Source organism: Parasphingorhabdus sp. (genome assembly GCF_039939955.1).
GTDB lineage: Bacteria > Pseudomonadota > Alphaproteobacteria > Sphingomonadales > Sphingomonadaceae > Parasphingorhabdus.
This window is the reverse complement of the sequence record NZ_JBDVHS010000005.1, coordinates 1,188,269-1,207,719: the sequence shown is the minus strand read 5'-3', so window position 1 is coordinate 1,207,719 and position 19,451 is coordinate 1,188,269. Positions and strand designations below refer to the sequence as shown.

The window sequence follows — 19,451 nt, the reverse complement described above, 5'->3', positions numbered from 1 at the left end:
TCCATGTTGCGATATGTGACTGGAAAATTGGCGGAGTACCGCAAAGCTTGCGCCTTGGCGGCATTGTTGGTTCTATCTCTGGGCAGTATCCCAACCGCAATTCTGGCGGCTAGCGAAGGCAATGCCGAGGCGCGCGAAGCCTTTGCAATGGCGCTGCAATATCGCGCAGATCGTGATATAAGGTCTGCGCGTATCGAATTGATGAATGCGATACAGGCTGATCCCGAGTGGATAGACGCGCGGGTAGCGCAAGCGGAAGTTCTTCTGAGCCTTTTTGACGGGATTGCAGCGGAAGCAGAGCTGAACTGGGCGGTCCAGCTCGGCTCAAACCGGGCGGCTGTCCGGCATCTCTATGGTCACGCATTATATTTGCAGGGCGAACCACAAAAGGCGCGTGATGAATTGTTGGCGGACGATATCCCTTCCGAACATCAAGGCTATGCCGCGCGGATCATGGGTAAAGTGGCGCTGCAATTGGGTGACCAACAATTAGCTGGTCAGTCGTTCGGTCGCGCGATGGAACTGGATCCAGAAAATCCAGACTTATGGGTCGACATTGCACGTTTTCGAGCGGCTTCTGGTGATCAGGCCGGGGCGACAAATGCAGTGGATCGGGCGGTGAGGATCGATTCCCAGAATATTCGCGTTTTGCAATATCGCGGTGAATTGTTACGATCCCAGTTCGGACTGGGGGCGGCTTTGCCGTGGTTTAAACGGGCGCTCGAAATTGATCCGAACGATGTATCGGTGTTGACCGAATATGCCGCGACGCTTGGCGATATGGGCCGCATGACTGAGATGCTCAAGCTCGTGCGCAAGATCATTTCGCTCGATGGTCGCAATCCTCGAGCATTTTTTATGCAGGCGGTTCTTGCCGCGAGAGCAGGCGACTATGGGCTTGCAAGAAGATTGATGCATCAAGTTGGCGGGTCGATGGAGAATGTGCCGGCCGTGATGCTGGTGCAAGGTATCATCGAGCATCGGGAGGGTAATTATAACGCCGCCGTTGATCGGTTCAGCCGTCTGGTCTCCATTCAACCGAATAATCGACAAGCGCAAAATTTGCTCGCGCGGTCACTATATCTGGCGGGTAGCCCGATTGATGCGGTGGACGTGTTGCAGTCGCAGGTTACGCGTAGCGGAGCGGATTCTTACCCCTTATGGTTGGCGGGCCGGGCGCTTGAAGCAAACGACCAACGTGGCGAGGCTGCTGTGTTTCTTAATCGTGCCGCAATTCATAGTCGGGGCAATGAAAGCGCCTTTCTTCCCACAGTCCCGCTGAGTGTCTTGCGCGGTGCTGCACAACGAAGCGCCGGTGATGCGCGGGTGGTCGTTCCCTATATTCGCGCACTCTATGATGCGGGTGACTATAGTGCGGCCCTTGTTGAAGCGAAGCGACTGCAGTTCGCCAATCCCGGAGCAAGTGACGCGCATATTTTGGTCGCTGATGTGGCCACCGCAATGGGGAATGTTGATGAAGCGGTCATCGCCCTCGAGCAGGCCCGCGCCATCCGCTTCTCCGAGCCGGTTATGCTGCGCCTGGTTGAGGCGATGCGTTCAAAGGGCGCAATGCAGAGTTCGAGTCATATATTGGCGCAATTTCTGACCCATAATCCGAGTAATATCGCTGGGCTACGCTGGTTGGCGCATGCGCACCTGGAAACGGAAAGCTGGGCGATAGCGGCACATATTCTAGAAAATCTGCGAAAACGTATTGGTGAGAATGATGCCGTGATCATGGCTGGCTTGATCGAGGCCTATATTGGCATGGGTGATGTTGAGAAAGCTATCGAGGCAGGAGAGGTGGCTTATCGCGTTCAACCGTCAAGCCCTGTGATATCACATCTCTACGGTTTAGCGCTGGCAGAAGATGACGCGCGCAAGCAGGATGCTGTCAGCTTGCTTAAAAAAGCGGTCGCGATCATGCCGGATAATGCGCTCTATCAGAAAAGCCTGCGGCAAGTGCGAGAAGCGGGGTAGGGCGGCTAGACTGCTTTTAAGCGTCGCTTTTCAACAAATCATCGACGGACAAATTCAGTCGTTTCATCTGGCGTTCTACCGGAGGCCAGATATTTTTGATAAAATCTTCTTTTTGGGTCTGGCGCAGGCGGTTTTTTGCGCCGGTAGCGACAAACATACCAACACCGCGTTTCACCGTGACCAACCCATCTTCCTGAAACCCTTGATAGGCTTTCGCTACGGTTAGAGGATTTGCACCTTGTTCGGCCGCGAAAACGCGAACGGAAGGCAGCATATCGCCTTCAAGATACTCACCATCGAGAATGGATTCGGAAATAATGTCCCTCAATTTCAGATAGACTGGTTTACTTGCATTGTTCATGCTGCTTCACTGCCATAATACAGCGACGCAGGCAAGCTGTAAGTTGAGATCGTCTCGCTTCCGCGCCGTGACTGGCGTAGGTCAATCCAACGCTGGGGGCTGCCAGGACGAGATTATATCCTTCAACTGGGGGCGTGGACGTTCGGTCAGTTCGCCGTTGGATGTGCCGAGATAAAGGAACCCCGCAATTTTATCCGAAGCAGATCCGAACATATCGCGGACATCTCCGTTAAACGCCGGCCAGCCGGTGATCCAGCCACCAACGAATCCCATGGAATGGGCCGCGTGCAGGATATTCATCGTAAAGGCCCCGCAACTTAACTCTTGTTCCCAGAGTGGGATTTTTGTCGATTCGACCGGTGAGGATAGAATGACCAGCAGGGTTGGCGCATGATGCGCCATGGTTTCAAGCCCGTCCAGTTCCATTCGACCTGCGGCAGGTTTCTCTTTTAGATAGGCGGACTTGATTCCGTCAGCAAAAGCGGGGCGCTGTTCCGCGGCAACCGAGATAACACGCCAGGGTGCTAGCTTCCCGTGATCCGGCGTCCGCATCGCGATGGTGATAATTTCTTCGATCTGCTTGTCACTCGGCCCAGGTGCAACCATGTCGCGCGGACGACTGGAACGCCGCGAGGTCAGGTAGGCTGCAAGGCTATTCAAGTCGTTAAATTGTGTTTCACTCATGTTCGTCACTTCGCGAGCGAAAGGGCTGATTGCAAGGAGAATTTGTAGCAAACCAGTCTCGGTTGAAACAATCTGCTTCACTTGCGCAATTTTTTCATTAGTGTGCCGTCCAACCGGGCTGCGTTTGACAGCCCAAATCTATTGTCGGGGAGTTATACATGTCAGGTGCGTATCAGGAATCTGGTGATGCAAGAGGGACTTTTCTTGGTCATCCAAAGGGGCTTTTTGTCCTGTTTTTTGCAGAAATGTGGGAACGTTTTTCCTATTATGGCATGCGTGCCTTGCTCATTTTCTATCTCGTTCAACATTGGATGTTTTCGGATAGCGAAGCCGGTATCATCTACGGTGCTTATACGGCCTTAGTCTACATTACACCCGTCATCGGCGGCTACCTTGCTGATCGCTATCTAGGGCAACGAAAAGCCGTCACCTTTGGCGCCTTACTCCTGACTTTTGGCCATTTCTTGATGGCTTTCGAGGGTGATGGAGCCGGACAGGCGGATCCCGCGATCAATATTTTCTGGTTAGCACTGGCCTTCATCATCGTTGGCTCGGGCTTTTTGAAAGCCAATATTTCGGTCATTGTGGGGCAGCTTTATTCCCGTACCGATATTCGTCGTGATCCCGCTTACACGATTTTCTACATGGGCATTAACTTGGGCGCCGCACTTGGTGCGATTATCGCTGGTTGGCTTGGCCAGACCTATGGTTGGTCCTACGGCTTTGGTGCTGCCGGAATCGGCATGTTGCTCGGTTTGATTGTATTTGTGTGGGGCAAGCCTTTGTTGGTTGGCCGCGGTGAATCAAATAATCCAGAGCGGCTCGAGAGCAAAGTTGGCGGCATCAAATTTGAATGGCTGCTGTACATTCTAAGCTTCGCGACCGTTGGTCTGGTTTGGATATTGATCCAATATCAGGCTTTGGTCGGTTCCTTGCTTGGCATAGCCGGTGCCATATTGGTTGTTTACGTTCTTTATACGGCAGTCGCCAAATTGGCTCCTGAGGATCGGGATCGTATCTTTGCAGCGATGTTCCTAATCTTTGGTTCTATTCTCTTCTGGGCCTTGTTCGAACAAGCCGGTTCATCGCTGAACCTGTTTACCGATCGAAGCGTTGACCGGAGTATTTTCGGAATTGAGGTTCCGGCATCGGTGTTCCAGTCGATCAATGCGATTTATATCGTGCTGTTGGCGCCTGTTTTTGCGTTGCTTTGGACCATGCTTGGTCGCAGGGGGCTTGAACCTTCGGCACCAGCAAAATTTGGTCTTGGTTTGATCCAGCTTGGCGCCGGTTTTCTGGTTCTTGTCGCTGGCGCTTTGGCTGCCGGAACGGGCAATCTCACACCGGTTGTCTTCATCTTCCTGATTTACCTCTTGCACACCACGGGCGAACTTTGCCTGTCGCCAGTTGGGCTGAGCGCGATGAACCGCCTGGCACCTAGCCATATGGCTAGCCTGATCATGGGTACCTGGTTCTTTGCATCGGCAACGGGTAACTTTGCCGCTGGCCTGATCGCTTCTGCGGTTGGCGCGGAAGGCGCTGGCCCAGAACGGGTTCTAGAGGTCTACTCTACCGTTGGTTGGGTCGCTGTTGGCGTTGGTGTGGCGGTGATCGTAATCTCTCCGCTGATCAAGAAACTGATGCATTTGGATACGCTTGCTGATGAAAATATCGGTGACGATCTTGAAGGTCAGGCTGAAATTGGTGAGCCGGGCGCTGCGGGTATCCATCCGACGACAAAAGCATAAGATAAAGGGGCTTCGTATGAAATTTGGGGTTTTGCTGGCGGTTGCCGCTGGCGGTATGTCGGTGGCCGGATGTGCGGCCACTGCAGCCGAGAAAGAGACTGCTAGCGCTTCTAGTGCTGCGGCCAAAACCTCAAAGACAGCGAAAGTCGCCTTTCCGTCGACGTACAGGGCTTATCCTTCAACGCCGACCGCTGTTACCGGTGTGACCATCTATGACGGGGCAGGCGGTCGCATCGACAATGGCACTGTGTTCATGTCCGGTGGCAAGATTGATAGCGTTGGTGGTCCTGACATCGCCATTCCTTCCGATGCTATGGTCATCGACGGCACGGGCAAATATGTGACGCCCGGTATCATTGATGTGCACAGTCATCTTGGCGACTATCCGACGCCAAGCGTCGCGGCGCATAGTGATGGCAATGAGGCAACATCCCCTGTCACACCGCAAGTTTGGGCAGAACATAGTGTCTGGCCGCAGGACCCCGGATTTTCTAGGGCGATGGCCAATGGCGGGATTACAGCCCTGCAGATATTGCCGGGTTCGGCCAATCTTTTTGGCGGCCGCTCGGTGACATTGAAAAATGTGCCGGCCAGAACTGTACAGGGGATGAAATTCCCTGATGCGCCTTATGGTATGAAAATGGCCTGTGGTGAAAATCCGAAGCGTGTTTACGGCGGACGCAACCGCTTGCCATCTACCCGCATGGGCAATCTGGCGCTCAACCGGCAAACCTGGATAGATGCTCAGGAATATCGAAAGAAACGCAATGGCACCAATCCGCCAAAGCGTGATTTGGGCAAGGAAACGCTCGCCGGTGTGCTCGACGGAGATATATTGGTACACAACCATTGCTATCGCGCAGATGAGCTTGCCCAGATCATCGATATGTCAAAGGAATTTGGCTATAAGGTAACGGCTTTTCACCATGCGGTGGAAAGCTACAAAATCGCTGATATCCTTGCTGAGGAAGATATTTGTTCTGCGGTCTGGGCCGACTGGTGGGGCTTCAAGATGGAGGCCTATGACGCCATCCCGGAAAATGCTGCATTGCTGCAAAATGCAGGGGCCTGTGTGATCATCCATAGCGATGATGAAAACCAAATCCAGCGGCTCAATCAGGAAGCGGCCAAGGCGCTTTCCGATGGACGGGCCATGGGCATTGAAATTAGCGACGCGCAGGCGATCAGGTGGATCACGCTGAATCCGGCGAAAGCGATGGGCATTGACGAAATGACTGGCAGCCTGAAACCGGGCAAGATGGCCGATCTAGTTTTGTGGAACGGCAACCCGCTCAGCGTCTATGCACGACCCGAGAAAGTGTGGATTGATGGTGCATTGATGTTTGACAGCGGCGATCCCAAACGGCGTCCGGTCAGCGATTTCGAGCTGGGCCAGCCGGGTGAAGGAGACGTAAAATGAAGCGCTTTTCTATGCTCCTCGCCTCCGCCGCGGCCTTGATGGCTGCGCCTACAGCGGCTGAGACCATCGCTATCACTGGCGGAAAGCTTGTGATTGGTGACGGCAGCGCTCCGATAGAGGGCGGTACGGTGTTGATCCGCAATGACCGGATCGTGGCGGCAGGTGCCAATGTCACAATCCCCGCTAATGCCCGCCGTTTTGATGCGACCGGAAAATGGGTCACACCAGGTATTTTCGCCGGTTTTAGCCGGGTCGGTCTGGTTGAAGTCGGGGCGGTGAATCAAACCAATGATGTGAATGCGAGCAGTTCGCCGTTCTCGGCTGCGCTGGACATTCAATATGCCGTCAATCCCTTTGCGTCAGCAATTGCCGTGAACCGCGCGGCAGGGGTCACTCGCGCGGTTGTTTCGCCGAGCACCAGCAGTTCGATTTTTGGCGGATATGGCGCGATCGTTGATCTTGGACAGGATGAAAACCCCATCACCCAAGCGCGCGCTTTCCAATTTGTGGAACTGGGTGAGACCGGTCATCGGCGGGCAGGCGGCAGTCGTTCCGCTGCCCATATCCATTTCCGGGCATTGTTAAACGAAGCGCGCACTTACGCACGTAATCCAGCAGTCTTCGATAGTGATTTGCTAAAGGCATCAGATGCAAAAGCGCTGCTGCCAGTGATTAACGGCAGCACGAAGCTTCTCGTCCATGTCGAAGGCGCGAATGATATTTTGAAGGTTCTGGACTTGCGAAAGGATTTTCCTGCACTGAAAATGGTATTGGTAGGCGTCAATGAAGGTTGGCGTGTCGCCAATCATATCGCGGCAGCCGGTGTGCCGGTTCTGGCCTCGGCGCTGAGCGATTTGCCATATGGTTTTGAGGATTTGGCGGCAACCCAGTCCAATATCGGTCGGATGAAGGATGCCGGAGTGAAGGTCGCTATCGGTATGATCAATGATCGTGATGCGCACCAACTGCGCTATTCGATGCAATATGCCGGCAATCTTGTTGCGCTCAACAAGGTGCCTCGCGCTAGCGGGCTCAGCTGGGACGAGGCTTTCGCTGCGATCAGTTCTGGACCTGCTGATATCATGGGTATGGGTGGCAGGATCGGGTCTCTCAAAGTCGGCCGTCAGGCCGACGTCGTGATTTGGAATGGTGACCCATTGGAACTTTCAACGCAGGTTGAGAAGGTGATCATCGATGGTGTTGAGCAGTCTCTTAGCAATCGCCAGATGCATCTGCGGGATCGTTACCGGAACCCAGCGCCTGGTGCTTTGCCAAAGGCTTATGACCACTAGCCGTTAAAGCCGGACCATCGACATCATTCTGTCGCCATAGCGAAGCCCTGCGGTTCCGCCGACGGGGGCAGCGGTTTCCAGTTCGTCGAGATCCGTCTCCGTCAATGCGATATCGACCGCCGCCATACTATCTTCCAGCGTTGCCCGTCGTTTGGAGCCGGGGATCGGGGCGATGAAGTCGCCCTGGGCCAACAACCATGCCAGGGCGATTTGTGCAGGCGAGCAGTGATGGCGCCCGGCGACTTCTTTCACCACATCGACGAGTTTCATGTTCAACGCGAAATTTTCTTCCGAATAGCGCGGATCGTTGCGGCGATAATCATCTTCGGGCAAGTCATCCCGGCTACTGATCTGGCCAGTCAGGAAGCCACGGCCCAGCGGACTATAGGGCACAAAGCCGATGCCAAGGTCTTGGCAGATCGGTAGAATTTCTTCCTCAATGCCGCGCTCCCACAAAGAATATTCCGACTGCAAGGCAGCAATGGGATGGGTTGCATGGGCCTTCTTCAGTGTTTCCGCTCCGGCTTCCGATAGGCCGAGATAGCGGACCTTGCCTTCCGCAACGAGTTCGGCCATCGCGCCCACCGTATCCTCTATCGGTACATTGGGATCGACGCGATGCTGGTAGAAAAGATCAATGGTATCAACACCCAGTCGGCGCAACGACCCTTCGCAAGCGCGGCGGATATTGGCAGGGCTGGAATCCACGCCAACCACTTTCCCTTCGTTAAAAGCAAAGCCGAATTTGGTGGCGATTACCAATCGGTCGCGGCGGCCCCGAATGGCTTGGCCGAGTAATTCTTCGTTGATGTGCGGGCCATAGACTTCTGCCGTGTCGAAAAATGTGACACCCAGCTCGATCGCCCGGTCAATGGTGGCGAGGCTTTCGGTTCCGTTTGCCGCGCCATACATCGCTGTACCAATTCCTGCCATTGGCATGCAACCGAGGCCAAGGGCCGAGACTTCCAATTCGCTACCTAGCTTGCGATATTTCATTCCATATCTCCTTCGCTTCTAGCGATTGTTGCCGTCACGCTCATGTCAGCGCTGACATTGGCTACAGTCCGCATGATATCAGGAAAGGTCTCAATCGCCAAAAGCAGGACCAACGGTTCGATTGGGATCCCCATGGCGATGCAGATTGGAGCAATTGATGTGATGAAGCTGATGGATCCTGGCAAGCTCACCGCACCCATGGTGGTGATCGCCGCCACCGCCACACCAATAGCCAATATACCGAACGATAGTTCGATCCCCAAAAGATGGGCGATGTAGATTGCGACAGCGAGGTTCATACAGGGGCCAGTGGCGCGGAATAGTGCGACTGAAATAGGCAGGACAACATCGGCCGACCGTTCGCCAACGCCCATGGCTTTCACGCCGCTAACCATGGCGGGTAGCGAAGCTAGCGAGCTTTGTGTAGAAATGGCGACGGCCTGTGCCCGTGCGGAGGCTTTGAAAAATGCAATTGGTCCGCGTTTGGCGCCGACATAGGTTAGGATATAGCTGGATATCCAGATCACCGCGCCAACGCTGCTGACGATCAGGACATAGTGTAGCAATGCCCCAAAAGCGGCCAGTCCGGCTTTGGCGCCGACCCCCAGAGCCAGTGCAAACACACCAATGGGTGCCAAAGCCAGAACCCATTGAATAAGCACCAGCAAGGCATCCCCGATTGCATTGAAAAATTGGTCGAGTATCAGCCTTTGGGTGTCTGGCAAACGGGTGATTGCAAAGGCAAAGGCGAGGGCAAAAATCATCAATGGCAATACCGCATCTTCTGCAGCTGCCGCTATCGCATTGGTTGGGATTAGGGCGCGAAGGAATTCGCTAAATGGAGGCACATCTCCGGGAGGTGGGGCATTGCCGAGCGCGGCCTGAAGTGCCGCAGCCGCATCAAGATTGAGCGGGAAAAGTTCTAGCAGCGCGGGCGTGACCAAGGCTGCCATCGCGGAAGAACACCATAGGATGAAGATCATGAATAATATGGCGCGTGCCGTCATTCGTCCGGCGCGCGCCATTGATGCTGCTTTACCAATACCAACGATCAACAAGGTGAAAACAAGGGGAATGACCGTCATGCGCAAGGCATTTAGCCACATGTTGCCGACAACATCAGCGGCTTCGACCAGAAAATCGCTTTTCGTGCCGACAAATAGTCCGGTCAATATGCCGAGTACCAGAGCAAGCAGTATGATCAGTGCTTTTTTCATTCTTTGTCTCCGGTGGCATCCCTAGGCTACCATCAACCATGACCGCTAAGCTGTGGCAAGGGATGATTATGTGTAAATTTTCCTATTGATCCCATTCGCTCTTGGTCTACGGCAGGAGCATCGGCTAGAGACAAGCCTAAGGGGCGCAGCCATTCTGGGATGTAAGTGAATATGACGAAGAAATTTTTTGGAACTGATGGCATAAGAGGCCTGACCAACAAACACCCAATGACTGCCGAAATTGCCATGAAAGTGGGACAGGCTGCTGGCCGTCATTTCCTCCGTGGAAATCACAAGCATCGCGTTGTGATCGGCAAGGATACACGATTGTCCGGTTATATGATGGAAAACGCATTGGTGGCGGGCTTCACCAGTGTCGGTATGGACGTGGTTCAAGTCGGCCCTATGCCGACACCTGCGGTGGCTTTGCTCACAAAATCGATGCGCGCAGATATGGGGGTGATGATATCCGCTAGTCACAATCCCTATTTTGACAATGGTATAAAATTATTTGGCCCAGATGGGTTTAAGCTGTCGGACGAAGATGAGTTCAAAATTGAATCCTATCTGGAGGAAGATGCCAAATTGGCACCGGCGGCAGACATTGGTCGGGCCAAACGGTTTGAAGATGCACGCGGCCGTTATATTCATGCGGTCAAAATGTCTTTGGCGGACCATATCCGACTGGATGGCATGAAAATTGTCTGCGACTGCGCCAATGGCGCTGCCTATCAGGTTGCCCCTGCTGCATTCTGGGAATTGGGCGCAGAAGTAATCTCGTTGGGGATCGAACCAAACGGTTTAAATATCAACGATAAATGTGGTTCTACCGATGTTGCAATTCTGCAGGAGACTGTGGTCTCTTCCGGTGCTCATATCGGTATTGCTCTGGACGGCGATGCCGATCGTCTGATCGTCGTCGACGAAAAAGGACAGGTTGTGGATGGCGATCAGCTGATGGCACTGATCGGTTCCAGTTGGCACCGCAATGGTCTTTTGCGCGGCGGCGGAATTGTCGCCACGGTCATGTCAAACCTCGGGCTGGAGAGATTTCTGCAATCCCAAGATTTGGATCTCGTACGGGCAAAGGTCGGTGACCGCTACGTATTGGAAGAGATGAAAAAGGGTGGCTATAATGTCGGTGGCGAACAATCGGGACATATGATCATGCTGGACCATGGCACCACCGGTGATGGTACTGTTGCTGCACTGCAAGTGCTCGGTGAACTGGTCGAAAGCGGGAAGCCAGCAAGTGAACTGCTGCATCTTTTTGACCCAGTGCCACAACTGCTTAAAAATGTCCGCTATAGTGAAGGTCAGCCGCTTGAAGACGAAAAGGTCAAAGCTGTGATCGCAGAAGCGGAGAAAGAACTTGAAGGCTGTGGCCGTCTGGTGATCCGTAAATCAGGAACTGAGCCGCTGATCCGGGTGATGGCGGAAGGCGATGACGAGGATCAAGTGAATGCAGTGGTCGACCGGATTTGCGCGGTGGTCGAAGAGGTTGCCGGCTGATGCTCGAAATGCGCCCTGATTGCGAAGGCTGCGGCAAGGATTTGCCCGCGGACCAGTCCGGCGCACTGATCTGTAGTTTCGAATGCACATTTTGCGATAACTGCAATGCTGAAAAATACCAAAACATATGCCCCAATTGCGGCGGCGCGCTGATAGCACGCCCGACCCGTTCTGCGGCTTTTCTTGCAAAATACCCAGCTTCGACGGAACGGAAATATAAATGCTGACATTCCTTGATGCGATGGATGCCACAACCATTGTGGTTGTTGGCTTGATATTGCCGATCCTTTTGGCCTTGCTCCTCTTTGTCTTTGCACGCGGGTTTTTTCGTCGCTTCTGGGTATTGATCCTGTTGATTATCGGAGCCGTTGAATGGTTCCTGATCGTGCAGGTCGGACCACTATTCCTGTGACCGGCGATTGTCCGCGAATATTGTCGATCGCGGGTTCTGACAGCGGCGGCGGAGCGGGCATTCAGGCTGACATCAAAACGATCACCATGTTGGGCGGTCATGCGATGACGGCGGTTACCGCCATTACGGCGCAAAATACTCTTGGTGTGCAATCTGTGCATCCGGTGCCAACTCCGATGATAGTACAACAGGTTGAGTCCGTGATCAGTGACATTGGCGCGGATGCAATCAAAATCGGGATGATTAGCAGCGCGGAAGCAGCGCAGGCGGTTGCGCAATATCTTGCGAAGCTGAGCATTCCGATCGTCTTCGATCCGGTCATGGTCGCAACGAGTGGCAGCGAGCTGGCCGATAGCGATACGATCGCGGCCTTTGGTGATTTGATGGACGTCGCAACGGTCGTCACGCCAAATCTGCCGGAATTGGAAGCTCTGGGTGGTAAGGACCGGATATTGAGCCATGGTTGCCACCTAGTGATCAAAGGTGGGCACGGAGAGGGCTCTATGGTCATCGATCAACTCTATTCGCCAAGCGGCCTGCTGAAGAGCATAGAGGACGAAAGGTTGGAGGCCAACGAGACCCACGGCACCGGCTGTACCTTCGCCAGTGCGCTGGCGTTCGGGCTTGGCCGTGGTCTGGATCTAACGATGGCATTTGAACAAGCGGTATCATTTACGCGTGTTGCGATTTTGCAAGCACCGGGCCTTGGTGAAGGAAACGGTCCGCTGGGGCATCAATTTGTTACCGACTTTCAGGGTGAACGGCGTTGATTGCCGGTGTGGACGAGGCGGGCAGGGGGCCTCTTGCCGGGCCTGTGGTTGCCGGAGCGGTCATTCTACCCGACAATCATGCTATTGTGGGACTAGATGACAGCAAGAAACTGACTGCCAAAAAGCGCGAACGGCTTGAGCAGGAAATTATGGATGTCGCTCGTTTTTCAGTGGCCCAATGCACGGAAACTGAAATTGACGAGATCAACATCTTGCAGGCGACAATGCTCGCGATGAAGCGGGCAGTGGAAGGTTTGGATGCTGTGCCGGATCATGTGCTGGTTGACGGCAATCGATTGCCCCAATGGTCCTATTCAGCCGAAGCCGTCGTCGGTGGAGATGCTATCCACGCTTGCATTTCTGCCGCGTCAATTCTGGCCAAGGAATACCGGGATCGGATGATGATTGCTGCGGCAGAACAATATCCGCAATATGGCTGGGAACGGAATAAGGGCTATGGAACGGCGGAACATTTGGCGGCGCTCAAGCAATATGGTCCGACGCCACTGCACCGGAAGAGCTTCGCGCCGATAGCGCAGTTGGATTTGCTCTAAGCTTCAGCTTTCGTTGGTTTTTGAGCGATTTTGCGTTCCGCCAAAACCCACACGCCTTCGTCATTTTTGATATATTTCGGCTGCCGGGTAACATTCCAGACCAGCCCCATTTTCTCCAGCAGCAATAGAACATAGCCCGCTATGTCTATTTCCCACCATGCCATGCCCTGAAACGTGGCGCGCGGGTGCTTATGGTGGTTATTATGCCAGCCTTCGCCAAAGGTCAGCAGCGAGAAAATGAAGCTGTTCTTGGCCGTACCGACGCCTTTGGTGTGGCGTTGTGATCCGACAACATGGGCATAGCTAGAGATTCCCAATGTGATTTGCAGGACGACAAATGTCCGGAAATAACCGCCGATCAGGATCGTGCTGATAACATGTTCCCATCCGCCGAAAACCAGTCCCCAAATACCGGGGAAGATTATCAAGGAGAAGATCAACCAATACCAGCGTGTCTTGTGCAGCCAGAGCACCACATCATTATCCGCAAGGCCTTTGCCGTAGATGCTCATGTCCGTGACGCAATCATCCATGAACCAACCGAAATGCGAATGGAACATGCCTTTCAATCGGCTCGTCGGACGACCTTTGCCATCCAGCCAAGGGCTATGAACGTCGCCATTTTCGTCGGAATGGGCATGATGACGCCGGTGATCGGTGGCCCAACGCAAGACGGAAGACTGGATCGACATTTGCGCCATTGCTCCCAGAATATACTGCATGGGAACAGAAGTTTCGAAGGATTTATGTGAAAAATAGCGGTGAAAGCCCAGAACGATACCAAGCATCAAAATGATATATCCTGCGATGAAAGCGGACCATTCTACCCAGCCGGTTTCATAGGTGAACATCCACCAAACCGCCGCAATAGATCCGAAAATTTTTGATCCAAAAACAATGGCATATTCCCGACGCTTTTCGCGTCCGGCCGCACCGCCGACAATGACTCCGGGATGAGGACGAGGTTCATCGCTTTCCTGAGCAATGCCATATTCATGCTGATATTTATCTCGAAAATTGCGCGCCATTTGTTCACTGATCCTCGGACTGTTACGCTCTGGAGCATATTTGTTGGTGCGACATATAGCCCGAATGTAACATCTTGGAAACCATATTTGAATTTCGAGGGTTTCTCGAAAATGCACAATTAATTTTCGGAAAGAGTCTTTTTCGTCACACCACTAGGGGTTGAGTCTCGCTTGATGGGCGTGACTCCACATCTGGTGGCGGACTCCTTTCGTTCTCCTACGTTCGCTTTGGTTAACCATAAAGATACGGCTTTAACCTATGTTAACGGCCTTGACCGCGAGGCGCTTCGGACTCATCCGTAGGTGCATCAGGAAAAAGGAATAGAGTTTCATGGGGATTATCGAGCGCATTCACGTGCCCAAAACACGTATCGCGAAAAAATCTACAAGGCTGCCATTGGGGCAGATTCTGAAGATGGATTGTATCGAAGCAATGGCGTCTCTTCCTGACGCATCGGTTGATATGGTCTTCGCAGATCCTCCTTATAACCTGCAGCTTGGCGGTGATCTCTATCGTCCGGAAGGCGGGCAGGTGGATGCCGTGGATGATGCATGGGACCATTTCGACAGCTTCGCCGCTTATGATGCTTTTACCAAGGCATGGTTGGCCGAAGCGCGTCGTATATTGAAACCAAATGGTTCGCTATGGGTCATCGGCAGCTATCATAATATTTTCCGGGTCGGCGCGTCTCTGCAAGATCTGGGCTACTGGATCCTCAACGATATTATCTGGCGCAAGGCCAACCCGATGCCGAATTTCAAGGGAACGCGCTTCACCAATGCGCATGAAACCCTGATTTGGGCGTCGAAATCGGAAAAAGCGAAATATACGTTCAACTATCGCGCGATGAAGAATCTCAACGATGAATTGCAGATGCGCAGCGACTGGGTAATGCCGATTTGCGGTGGCCAAGAACGGCTGAAACGCAACGGTAGCAAGGCACATCCTACGCAAAAACCAGAAGCTTTGCTGTACCGGATCATGCTCGCGACCACCAATCCTGGCGATGTTGTGCTCGACCCGTTTTTCGGCACCGGTACGACGGGCGCAGTTGCAAAACGACTGGGCCGGGAATGGATTGGTTGTGAAAAAGAAGACAGCTATTGCGAAGTGGCTGAACAGCGTATCGCCGAAGCCCTGCCTCTGGACGAAAGCTCTCTCAAAACCATGCAGTCACCAAAAGCCAAGCCCCGGGTTGCTTTTGGCACATTGGTTGAAACCGGATATCTGAAGCCCGGCGACGAGCTGTGCAGCAAGAACCGCAAGTTTAAGGTGAAGGTGCGTGCCGATGGTTCTGTTCTGTGGGAGGGGCAGGAAGGCTCAATCCACAAAATCGGGGCGACGGTACAGGATGCACCAAGCTGTAATGGCTGGACATATTGGTATTATAAGGACGGCAAGGATCTGAAACCGATCGACAATCTGCGTCAGACCTATTTACTCGCCACCGAACCCTGATATGGGCGGTCCAATGGAAGAATTGGAAGCATGTGGGCCGGATGCGAAGCTCTATCTGAAACCGGTTGGATTTGTTGATAATCCGCAATGGCATGAAGGCAAAAATCAACAATTAAACAATAGTTTAATTTGGTTTTCTCAGATAGAATATTCAATATTTGAAGCCAATAGTCCGCCCAAGCGAGGCCTGGTCAATATCACGCAATGGCCGGAATGGTCGAAGGCTCTGCCGGAGCCACTGGCGAAGCGAGCCAACGACCAATTCGCCAATCTCACGCGGCAGCATCAAGCGCTGCAATGCGGAGAGCGGACCATCCGGTTCGATCAGCCGCATGTCATGGGCATACTCAATATTACGCCAGACAGCTTCTCGGATGGCGGTAAGCATCAGGACAATCCGGAGAAGGCGGCAGACGCAGGGTTCGCGATGGCGGCCGCTGGTGCATCTTTTATTGATATCGGTGGGGAAAGTACGCGACCCGGCGCTGAACCTGTTTGGGAAGGGGACGAGATTAAGCGCGTCGCGCCCGTGATTGAAAGACTGGCCCATTGTGGTGCTGTTGTCTCCATCGACACGCGCAAGGCAGCGGTGATGGAAGCGGCCATTACTGCTGGTGCGCATGTGATCAATGATGTGTCTGCATTGCTGCACGATAAAAGATCGCTTGAAGTGGCTGGCGTTTCAGGTCGCCCGGTGGTGCTGATGCACGCGCCGTCCAGTGGTAAAAACCCCCATAAAGGCGGTGGCTATGGCAATATCGTCACCGATACGCTGAATTGGTTGGAACAGCGGATTTCGGATGTGATTGCAGCAGGTTTTGAACGGGAAAAGATCATTGTCGATCCAGGTTTGGGCTTTGGCAAAACATTGGCGGACAATCTTGCCTTGATGAACAATATTTCGATGTTCCATGCGCTTGGTCAACCTCTTCTGATCGGCGCCAGCCGCAAGCGGATGATCGGCGCCTTGTCCAAGGAAGCGCCGGTAGATCAACGTCTTGGCGGTTCCATCGCCTTTGCGCATCACGCCGTCCAGCAGGGCGCGCAAATCGTACGCGTGCACGATGTACCGGAAACGGTGCAGGCATTGCAAATCTGGCGTGGCATGCGCGATGCAGGGGTTACCGCGCCGGTCTAGACTGAACTCCGCGATATCTGGAAAGCGGACGGCGGTCATGGGTTTGCGGGATGGCCGGGATTGGGTGGAAAGCGGAACGGCGGCTGTTGGACGACAATATTTGAAATTTGCAGTCGTTCGCTTTACTGCTGTGCTATGCCAAGACCATGGATCAATAAAATTATTCACCGTTGGGCATCGAGCGAAGAAAATGCACTACGACAACAGTTCCATGGAAAGTCAGCGAGCGCTCGTTTTCGAGGACACAGGCGATCGGAACGACGCGAAGCAAAGATGATGCTTCTCGCCGTGCTGCCAGTTCTCTTGATTAGCCCCTTCGTAGCGAATTGGTCCGAGGCAACAGCGCTAGGCAGATTTCTAATGGCTCTCACAGGAACATGGGCGACTTCCGTGACCCTAGTTGGAACATTCCTCATTTTGCGAGCGATCCGACGGGCCTCAAAAAAACGGAATAACTGACGGCCAAGAGATCATCTATGTTAGCTTCCAAGTCGATTTATCATTCGACTCAAAGTCCGCCATTGGGTCGGAAGCGGAAGTTCCTGAAAAGCGAGCCCGAGGTCTGATTTATCGATGTTGCAGATTAAATGCTGACATTCCGCAAATGACGTAGAACGAGACGTTCAGACCCGTGGTCAGCTTTGATCACCGTCGGCCACTCGATCAAAGGCTATTAATCAGAGTGATCAGAAAATAATAAAGTCGCCGCGTCTTCGCTTACTTGTATGCCAGTCGATAAAGCTCAAATACCGGGCCGATCACCCATTGTTTCACCGAGCCGCACCGATCTCTCCGGTGCCCAGTCGGCTGAAAACGCGATACTGTTCGGGCGGAATAGCATGATGACTGTAGAGCCGAGCAGGAACCGCCCCATCTCCTCGCCCTTTTCGAGCGTGATGTTCTGGTCGATATAAGTCCACTGCGTAAGCTTGTTGGCGGGCTTTGGTTTGACGAGGCCATGCCACACCGTTGCCATGCTGCCGACGATGGTAGCTCCGACCAGGACCATCGCGAACGTCCCATGCTCGGGCGATTCAAACACACATATGACCCGTTCATTGCGCGCGAAGAGGTTCGGCACGCCGCGCGCTGTGGCGGGATTAACCGAAAACAGCGCGCCTGGCACGTAGGTCATGCTCGTGAGCCTGCCATCACAAGGCATATGGATGCGATGATAATCCTTTGGTGACAGATAGATATTGGCAAAGCTGCCGTGGCGAAATTCTGCTGCCAGCGCCGTATCCCCGCCCAGCAATTCGGTCGTCGTAAACAAATGGCCCTTGGCCTGCAGGATGTGGTCGTCATCAATCGCGCCAAACTGGCTGATCGCGCCATCGACCGGGCAGGCAAAATCCGCTTCCGTGATAGCGCGCGCGCCGGCTTTGAGCGGGCGGGTGAAGAAGGCATTGAAGCTGTTATAGCTGGAGATGTCGGAGTTTTGCGCTTCGCTCATGTCGACCGCATATTTGCCGACAAACCAGCGTATCAGCCGGGTCGTCAGCGCGCCGCGTTCCGCCTCGGCAATGCGACCGGCAAAGGCGGTAAGGCCCCGCTTTGGCAGGATGTGCTGCGATGCGACTTTCAGACGTTCGAACAATGAATTTCTCGCATCAATGGCTCAATCGGCCAGTTCAACCTGCCGGACATCATAGCCGGCCTTGTTGAGGTCAGCGATCAAACCTTCTAGCTGCTCGCGATCCTTGGCTTCGCATTCGATATCGGTGATCAGGCCTTTGGCCGGCAGATTGGTAAAGACCCGCTGGTGATAGACTTCGATGATATTGACTTCATGCTCGGCGAATTGCTTCACGACATTATAGAGTGCGCCGGGCTGATCACGCAGATGCAGGCGCAGACGGGCCAAACGGCCTGACCGGGCAAGGTCGCGCAGGAGCACGTTTGCCAGCAATCGTGGATCGATATTGCCCCCACACAGAACTAGACCGACTTTTTCACCTGCGAATTTTTCCTTGTTGTTGAGCAGAGCGGCGAGGCCGGCGGCTCCCGCTCCCTCAACGACAGTTTTCTCAATCTGCAGAAGCAAGCTCACAGAGCCTTCTAATTGCGCTTCGCTGACCAACAATATTTCATCGACATGTTTCTGGATGATCTCGGCCGTGAATTCCGATGGATTGCGCACCGCAATACCTTCGGCCAGCGTATCGCCACCAGCTTCGACGGTCTTACCCGTCAACTTCCCGTACATGCTGGGATAAAGAGCCGCTTGCACGCCGGTCATCTTTATGCCCGGTTTTTTCGCTGCCGCTGCGGTGGCCATGCCGGAGAATAGTCCGCCGCCGCCTATCGGAATGATCAATCGGTCCAAATCCGGCACTGCATCAAGCATTTCAATGGCCACGGTTCCCTGACCAGCAGCAACATGTGGATCGTCAAAAGCGTGAATATAGGTTAGGCCCCGCTGCTCGGCGAGCGATAGCGCATGGGCATATGATTCATCATAATTGCTACCGAATATGACGATTTCTGCTCCATGACCGCGGGTTTGTTCCACTTTGACCATCGGTGTGGTGCTCGGCATGACGATCGTGGCCGGGATGTTCAGGTTTTTGGCATTATACGCGAGGCCTTGCGCATGATTGCCGGCTGAGGCGGCGATCACGCCCGCTTTGCGCTTGTTTTCATCCATCAGGAGTAGGGCATTGAGTGCACCCCGTTCCTTATAGGCTGCGGTAAATTGCAGATTTTCAAATTTGAGATAGACTTCCGCACCGCTAAGTTCCGACAGTGTAATGCTTTTCAGCGTTGGTGTGTGGACGACCCGGTCTTTGATCCGTTCGTGTGCCGCTTTCACATCTTCAAAGTCGAAGGAAGGATGGTTGGTTGTCTGTATATCGTTCATATCGTCTGTGCCCCTAACGC

18 protein-coding genes are annotated in these 19,451 nt (G+C 53.6%); 11 read left to right on the top strand and 7 right to left on the bottom strand.

Translation table 11 applies throughout. The annotated features are described in order from the left end of the window. Positions 1-3 precede the first annotated feature (3 nt). Positions 4-1,980, top strand: a complete 1,977-nt coding sequence (locus ABJG22_RS11080) for a tetratricopeptide repeat protein (RefSeq protein WP_348020283.1) — start codon at positions 4-6, stop codon at positions 1,978-1,980. A 16-nt stretch (positions 1,981-1,996) separates the two neighbouring features. Here the strand turns inward: ABJG22_RS11080 and ABJG22_RS11075 are convergent, their stop codons facing one another. Further along, on the bottom strand, positions 1,997-2,341 hold the full coding sequence (locus ABJG22_RS11075) for a GntR family transcriptional regulator (protein WP_348020282.1): 345 nt from the start codon (positions 2,339-2,341) through the stop codon (positions 1,997-1,999). 81 nt (positions 2,342-2,422) lie between these two features. Further along, complete coding sequence (locus tag ABJG22_RS11070) at positions 2,423-3,025, bottom strand: nitroreductase (RefSeq protein WP_348020281.1); 603 nt, start codon at positions 3,023-3,025, stop codon at positions 2,423-2,425. 158 nt (positions 3,026-3,183) lie between these two features. Here ABJG22_RS11070 and ABJG22_RS11065 point away from each other — a divergent pair, with 158 nt between their 5' ends. Genes ABJG22_RS11065 through ABJG22_RS11055 form a run of 3 tightly spaced genes read left to right on the top strand, consistent with a single transcriptional unit; the run spans position 3,184 to position 7,485 of the window. Beyond that, a complete protein-coding gene (locus tag ABJG22_RS11065) occupies positions 3,184-4,773 on the top strand; it encodes a peptide MFS transporter (protein WP_348020280.1) in 1,590 nt (529 codons plus the stop codon). A gap of 16 nt (positions 4,774-4,789) precedes the next feature. Then, positions 4,790-6,193 (top strand): amidohydrolase, encoded by a 1,404-nt coding sequence (locus ABJG22_RS11060; protein WP_348020279.1) that lies wholly within the window; start codon positions 4,790-4,792, stop codon positions 6,191-6,193. Continuing rightward, positions 6,190-7,485 (top strand): amidohydrolase family protein, encoded by a 1,296-nt coding sequence (locus ABJG22_RS11055; RefSeq protein WP_348020278.1) that lies wholly within the window; start codon positions 6,190-6,192, stop codon positions 7,483-7,485. The genes ABJG22_RS11060 and ABJG22_RS11055 overlap by 4 nt, the downstream gene beginning before the upstream one ends. A gap of 3 nt (positions 7,486-7,488) precedes the next feature. On the opposite strand, the gene ABJG22_RS11050 is transcribed toward ABJG22_RS11055, so the two are convergent. Both ABJG22_RS11050 and ABJG22_RS11045 read right to left on the bottom strand, forming a co-directional pair. Continuing rightward, positions 7,489-8,481 carry an aldo/keto reductase gene (locus tag ABJG22_RS11050; protein ID WP_348020277.1) on the bottom strand — a complete coding sequence of 331 codons (993 nt, stop codon included), beginning with the start codon at positions 8,479-8,481 and terminating at the stop codon, positions 7,489-7,491. After that, complete coding sequence (locus ABJG22_RS11045) at positions 8,478-9,698, bottom strand: cation:dicarboxylase symporter family transporter (RefSeq protein WP_348020276.1); 1,221 nt, start codon at positions 9,696-9,698, stop codon at positions 8,478-8,480. Before ABJG22_RS11045 ends, ABJG22_RS11050 begins: the two co-directional genes overlap by 4 nt. A 171-nt stretch (positions 9,699-9,869) precedes the next feature. On the opposite strand from ABJG22_RS11045, the gene glmM reads away from it, so the two are divergent. The 5 genes from glmM to rnhB are packed head-to-tail and all read left to right on the top strand — an operon-like array spanning position 9,870 to position 12,946. Then, positions 9,870-11,210 (top strand): phosphoglucosamine mutase, encoded by a 1,341-nt coding sequence (glmM, locus tag ABJG22_RS11040; protein WP_348020275.1) that lies wholly within the window; start codon positions 9,870-9,872, stop codon positions 11,208-11,210. Beyond that, the gene (locus tag ABJG22_RS11035; protein ID WP_348020274.1) at positions 11,210-11,437 is read left to right on the top strand and encodes a DUF1272 domain-containing protein; all 228 of its coding nucleotides are present in this window, start codon (positions 11,210-11,212) and stop codon (positions 11,435-11,437) included. Before glmM ends, ABJG22_RS11035 begins: the two co-directional genes overlap by 1 nt. After that, complete coding sequence (locus ABJG22_RS11030) at positions 11,431-11,622, top strand: hypothetical protein (RefSeq protein ID WP_348020273.1); 192 nt, start codon at positions 11,431-11,433, stop codon at positions 11,620-11,622. Before ABJG22_RS11035 ends, ABJG22_RS11030 begins: the two co-directional genes overlap by 7 nt. Further along, a complete protein-coding gene (gene thiD / locus ABJG22_RS11025) occupies positions 11,583-12,392 on the top strand; it encodes a bifunctional hydroxymethylpyrimidine kinase/phosphomethylpyrimidine kinase (RefSeq protein WP_348020272.1) in 810 nt (269 codons plus the stop codon). The genes ABJG22_RS11030 and thiD overlap by 40 nt, the downstream gene beginning before the upstream one ends. Next, complete coding sequence (gene rnhB, locus ABJG22_RS11020) at positions 12,389-12,946, top strand: ribonuclease HII (protein ID WP_348020271.1); 558 nt, start codon at positions 12,389-12,391, stop codon at positions 12,944-12,946. The genes thiD and rnhB overlap by 4 nt, the downstream gene beginning before the upstream one ends. Here the strand turns inward: rnhB and ABJG22_RS11015 are convergent. Then, positions 12,943-13,974 (bottom strand): acyl-CoA desaturase, encoded by a 1,032-nt coding sequence (locus tag ABJG22_RS11015; protein ID WP_348020270.1) that lies wholly within the window; start codon positions 13,972-13,974, stop codon positions 12,943-12,945. The two genes, rnhB and ABJG22_RS11015, sit on opposite strands and share 4 nt — an antisense overlap. A gap of 331 nt (positions 13,975-14,305) precedes the next feature. Here ABJG22_RS11015 and ABJG22_RS11010 point away from each other — a divergent pair, with 331 nt between their 5' ends. After that, positions 14,306-15,433 carry a DNA methyltransferase gene (locus ABJG22_RS11010; RefSeq protein WP_348020269.1) on the top strand — a complete coding sequence of 376 codons (1,128 nt, stop codon included), beginning with the start codon at positions 14,306-14,308 and terminating at the stop codon, positions 15,431-15,433. 13 nt (positions 15,434-15,446) lie between these two features. Then, complete coding sequence (gene folP / locus ABJG22_RS11005) at positions 15,447-16,571, top strand: dihydropteroate synthase (protein ID WP_348020268.1); 1,125 nt, start codon at positions 15,447-15,449, stop codon at positions 16,569-16,571. 742 nt (positions 16,572-17,313) lie between these two features. On the opposite strand, the gene asd is transcribed toward folP, so the two are convergent. Further along, on the bottom strand, positions 17,314-18,168 hold the full coding sequence (gene asd / locus ABJG22_RS11000; protein ID WP_348020267.1) for an archaetidylserine decarboxylase: 855 nt from the start codon (positions 18,166-18,168) through the stop codon (positions 17,314-17,316). A gap of 21 nt (positions 18,169-18,189) precedes the next feature. Further along, complete coding sequence (locus tag ABJG22_RS10995) at positions 18,190-19,431, bottom strand: threonine ammonia-lyase (RefSeq protein ID WP_348020266.1); 1,242 nt, start codon at positions 19,429-19,431, stop codon at positions 18,190-18,192. Positions 19,432-19,451 lie beyond the last annotated feature (20 nt).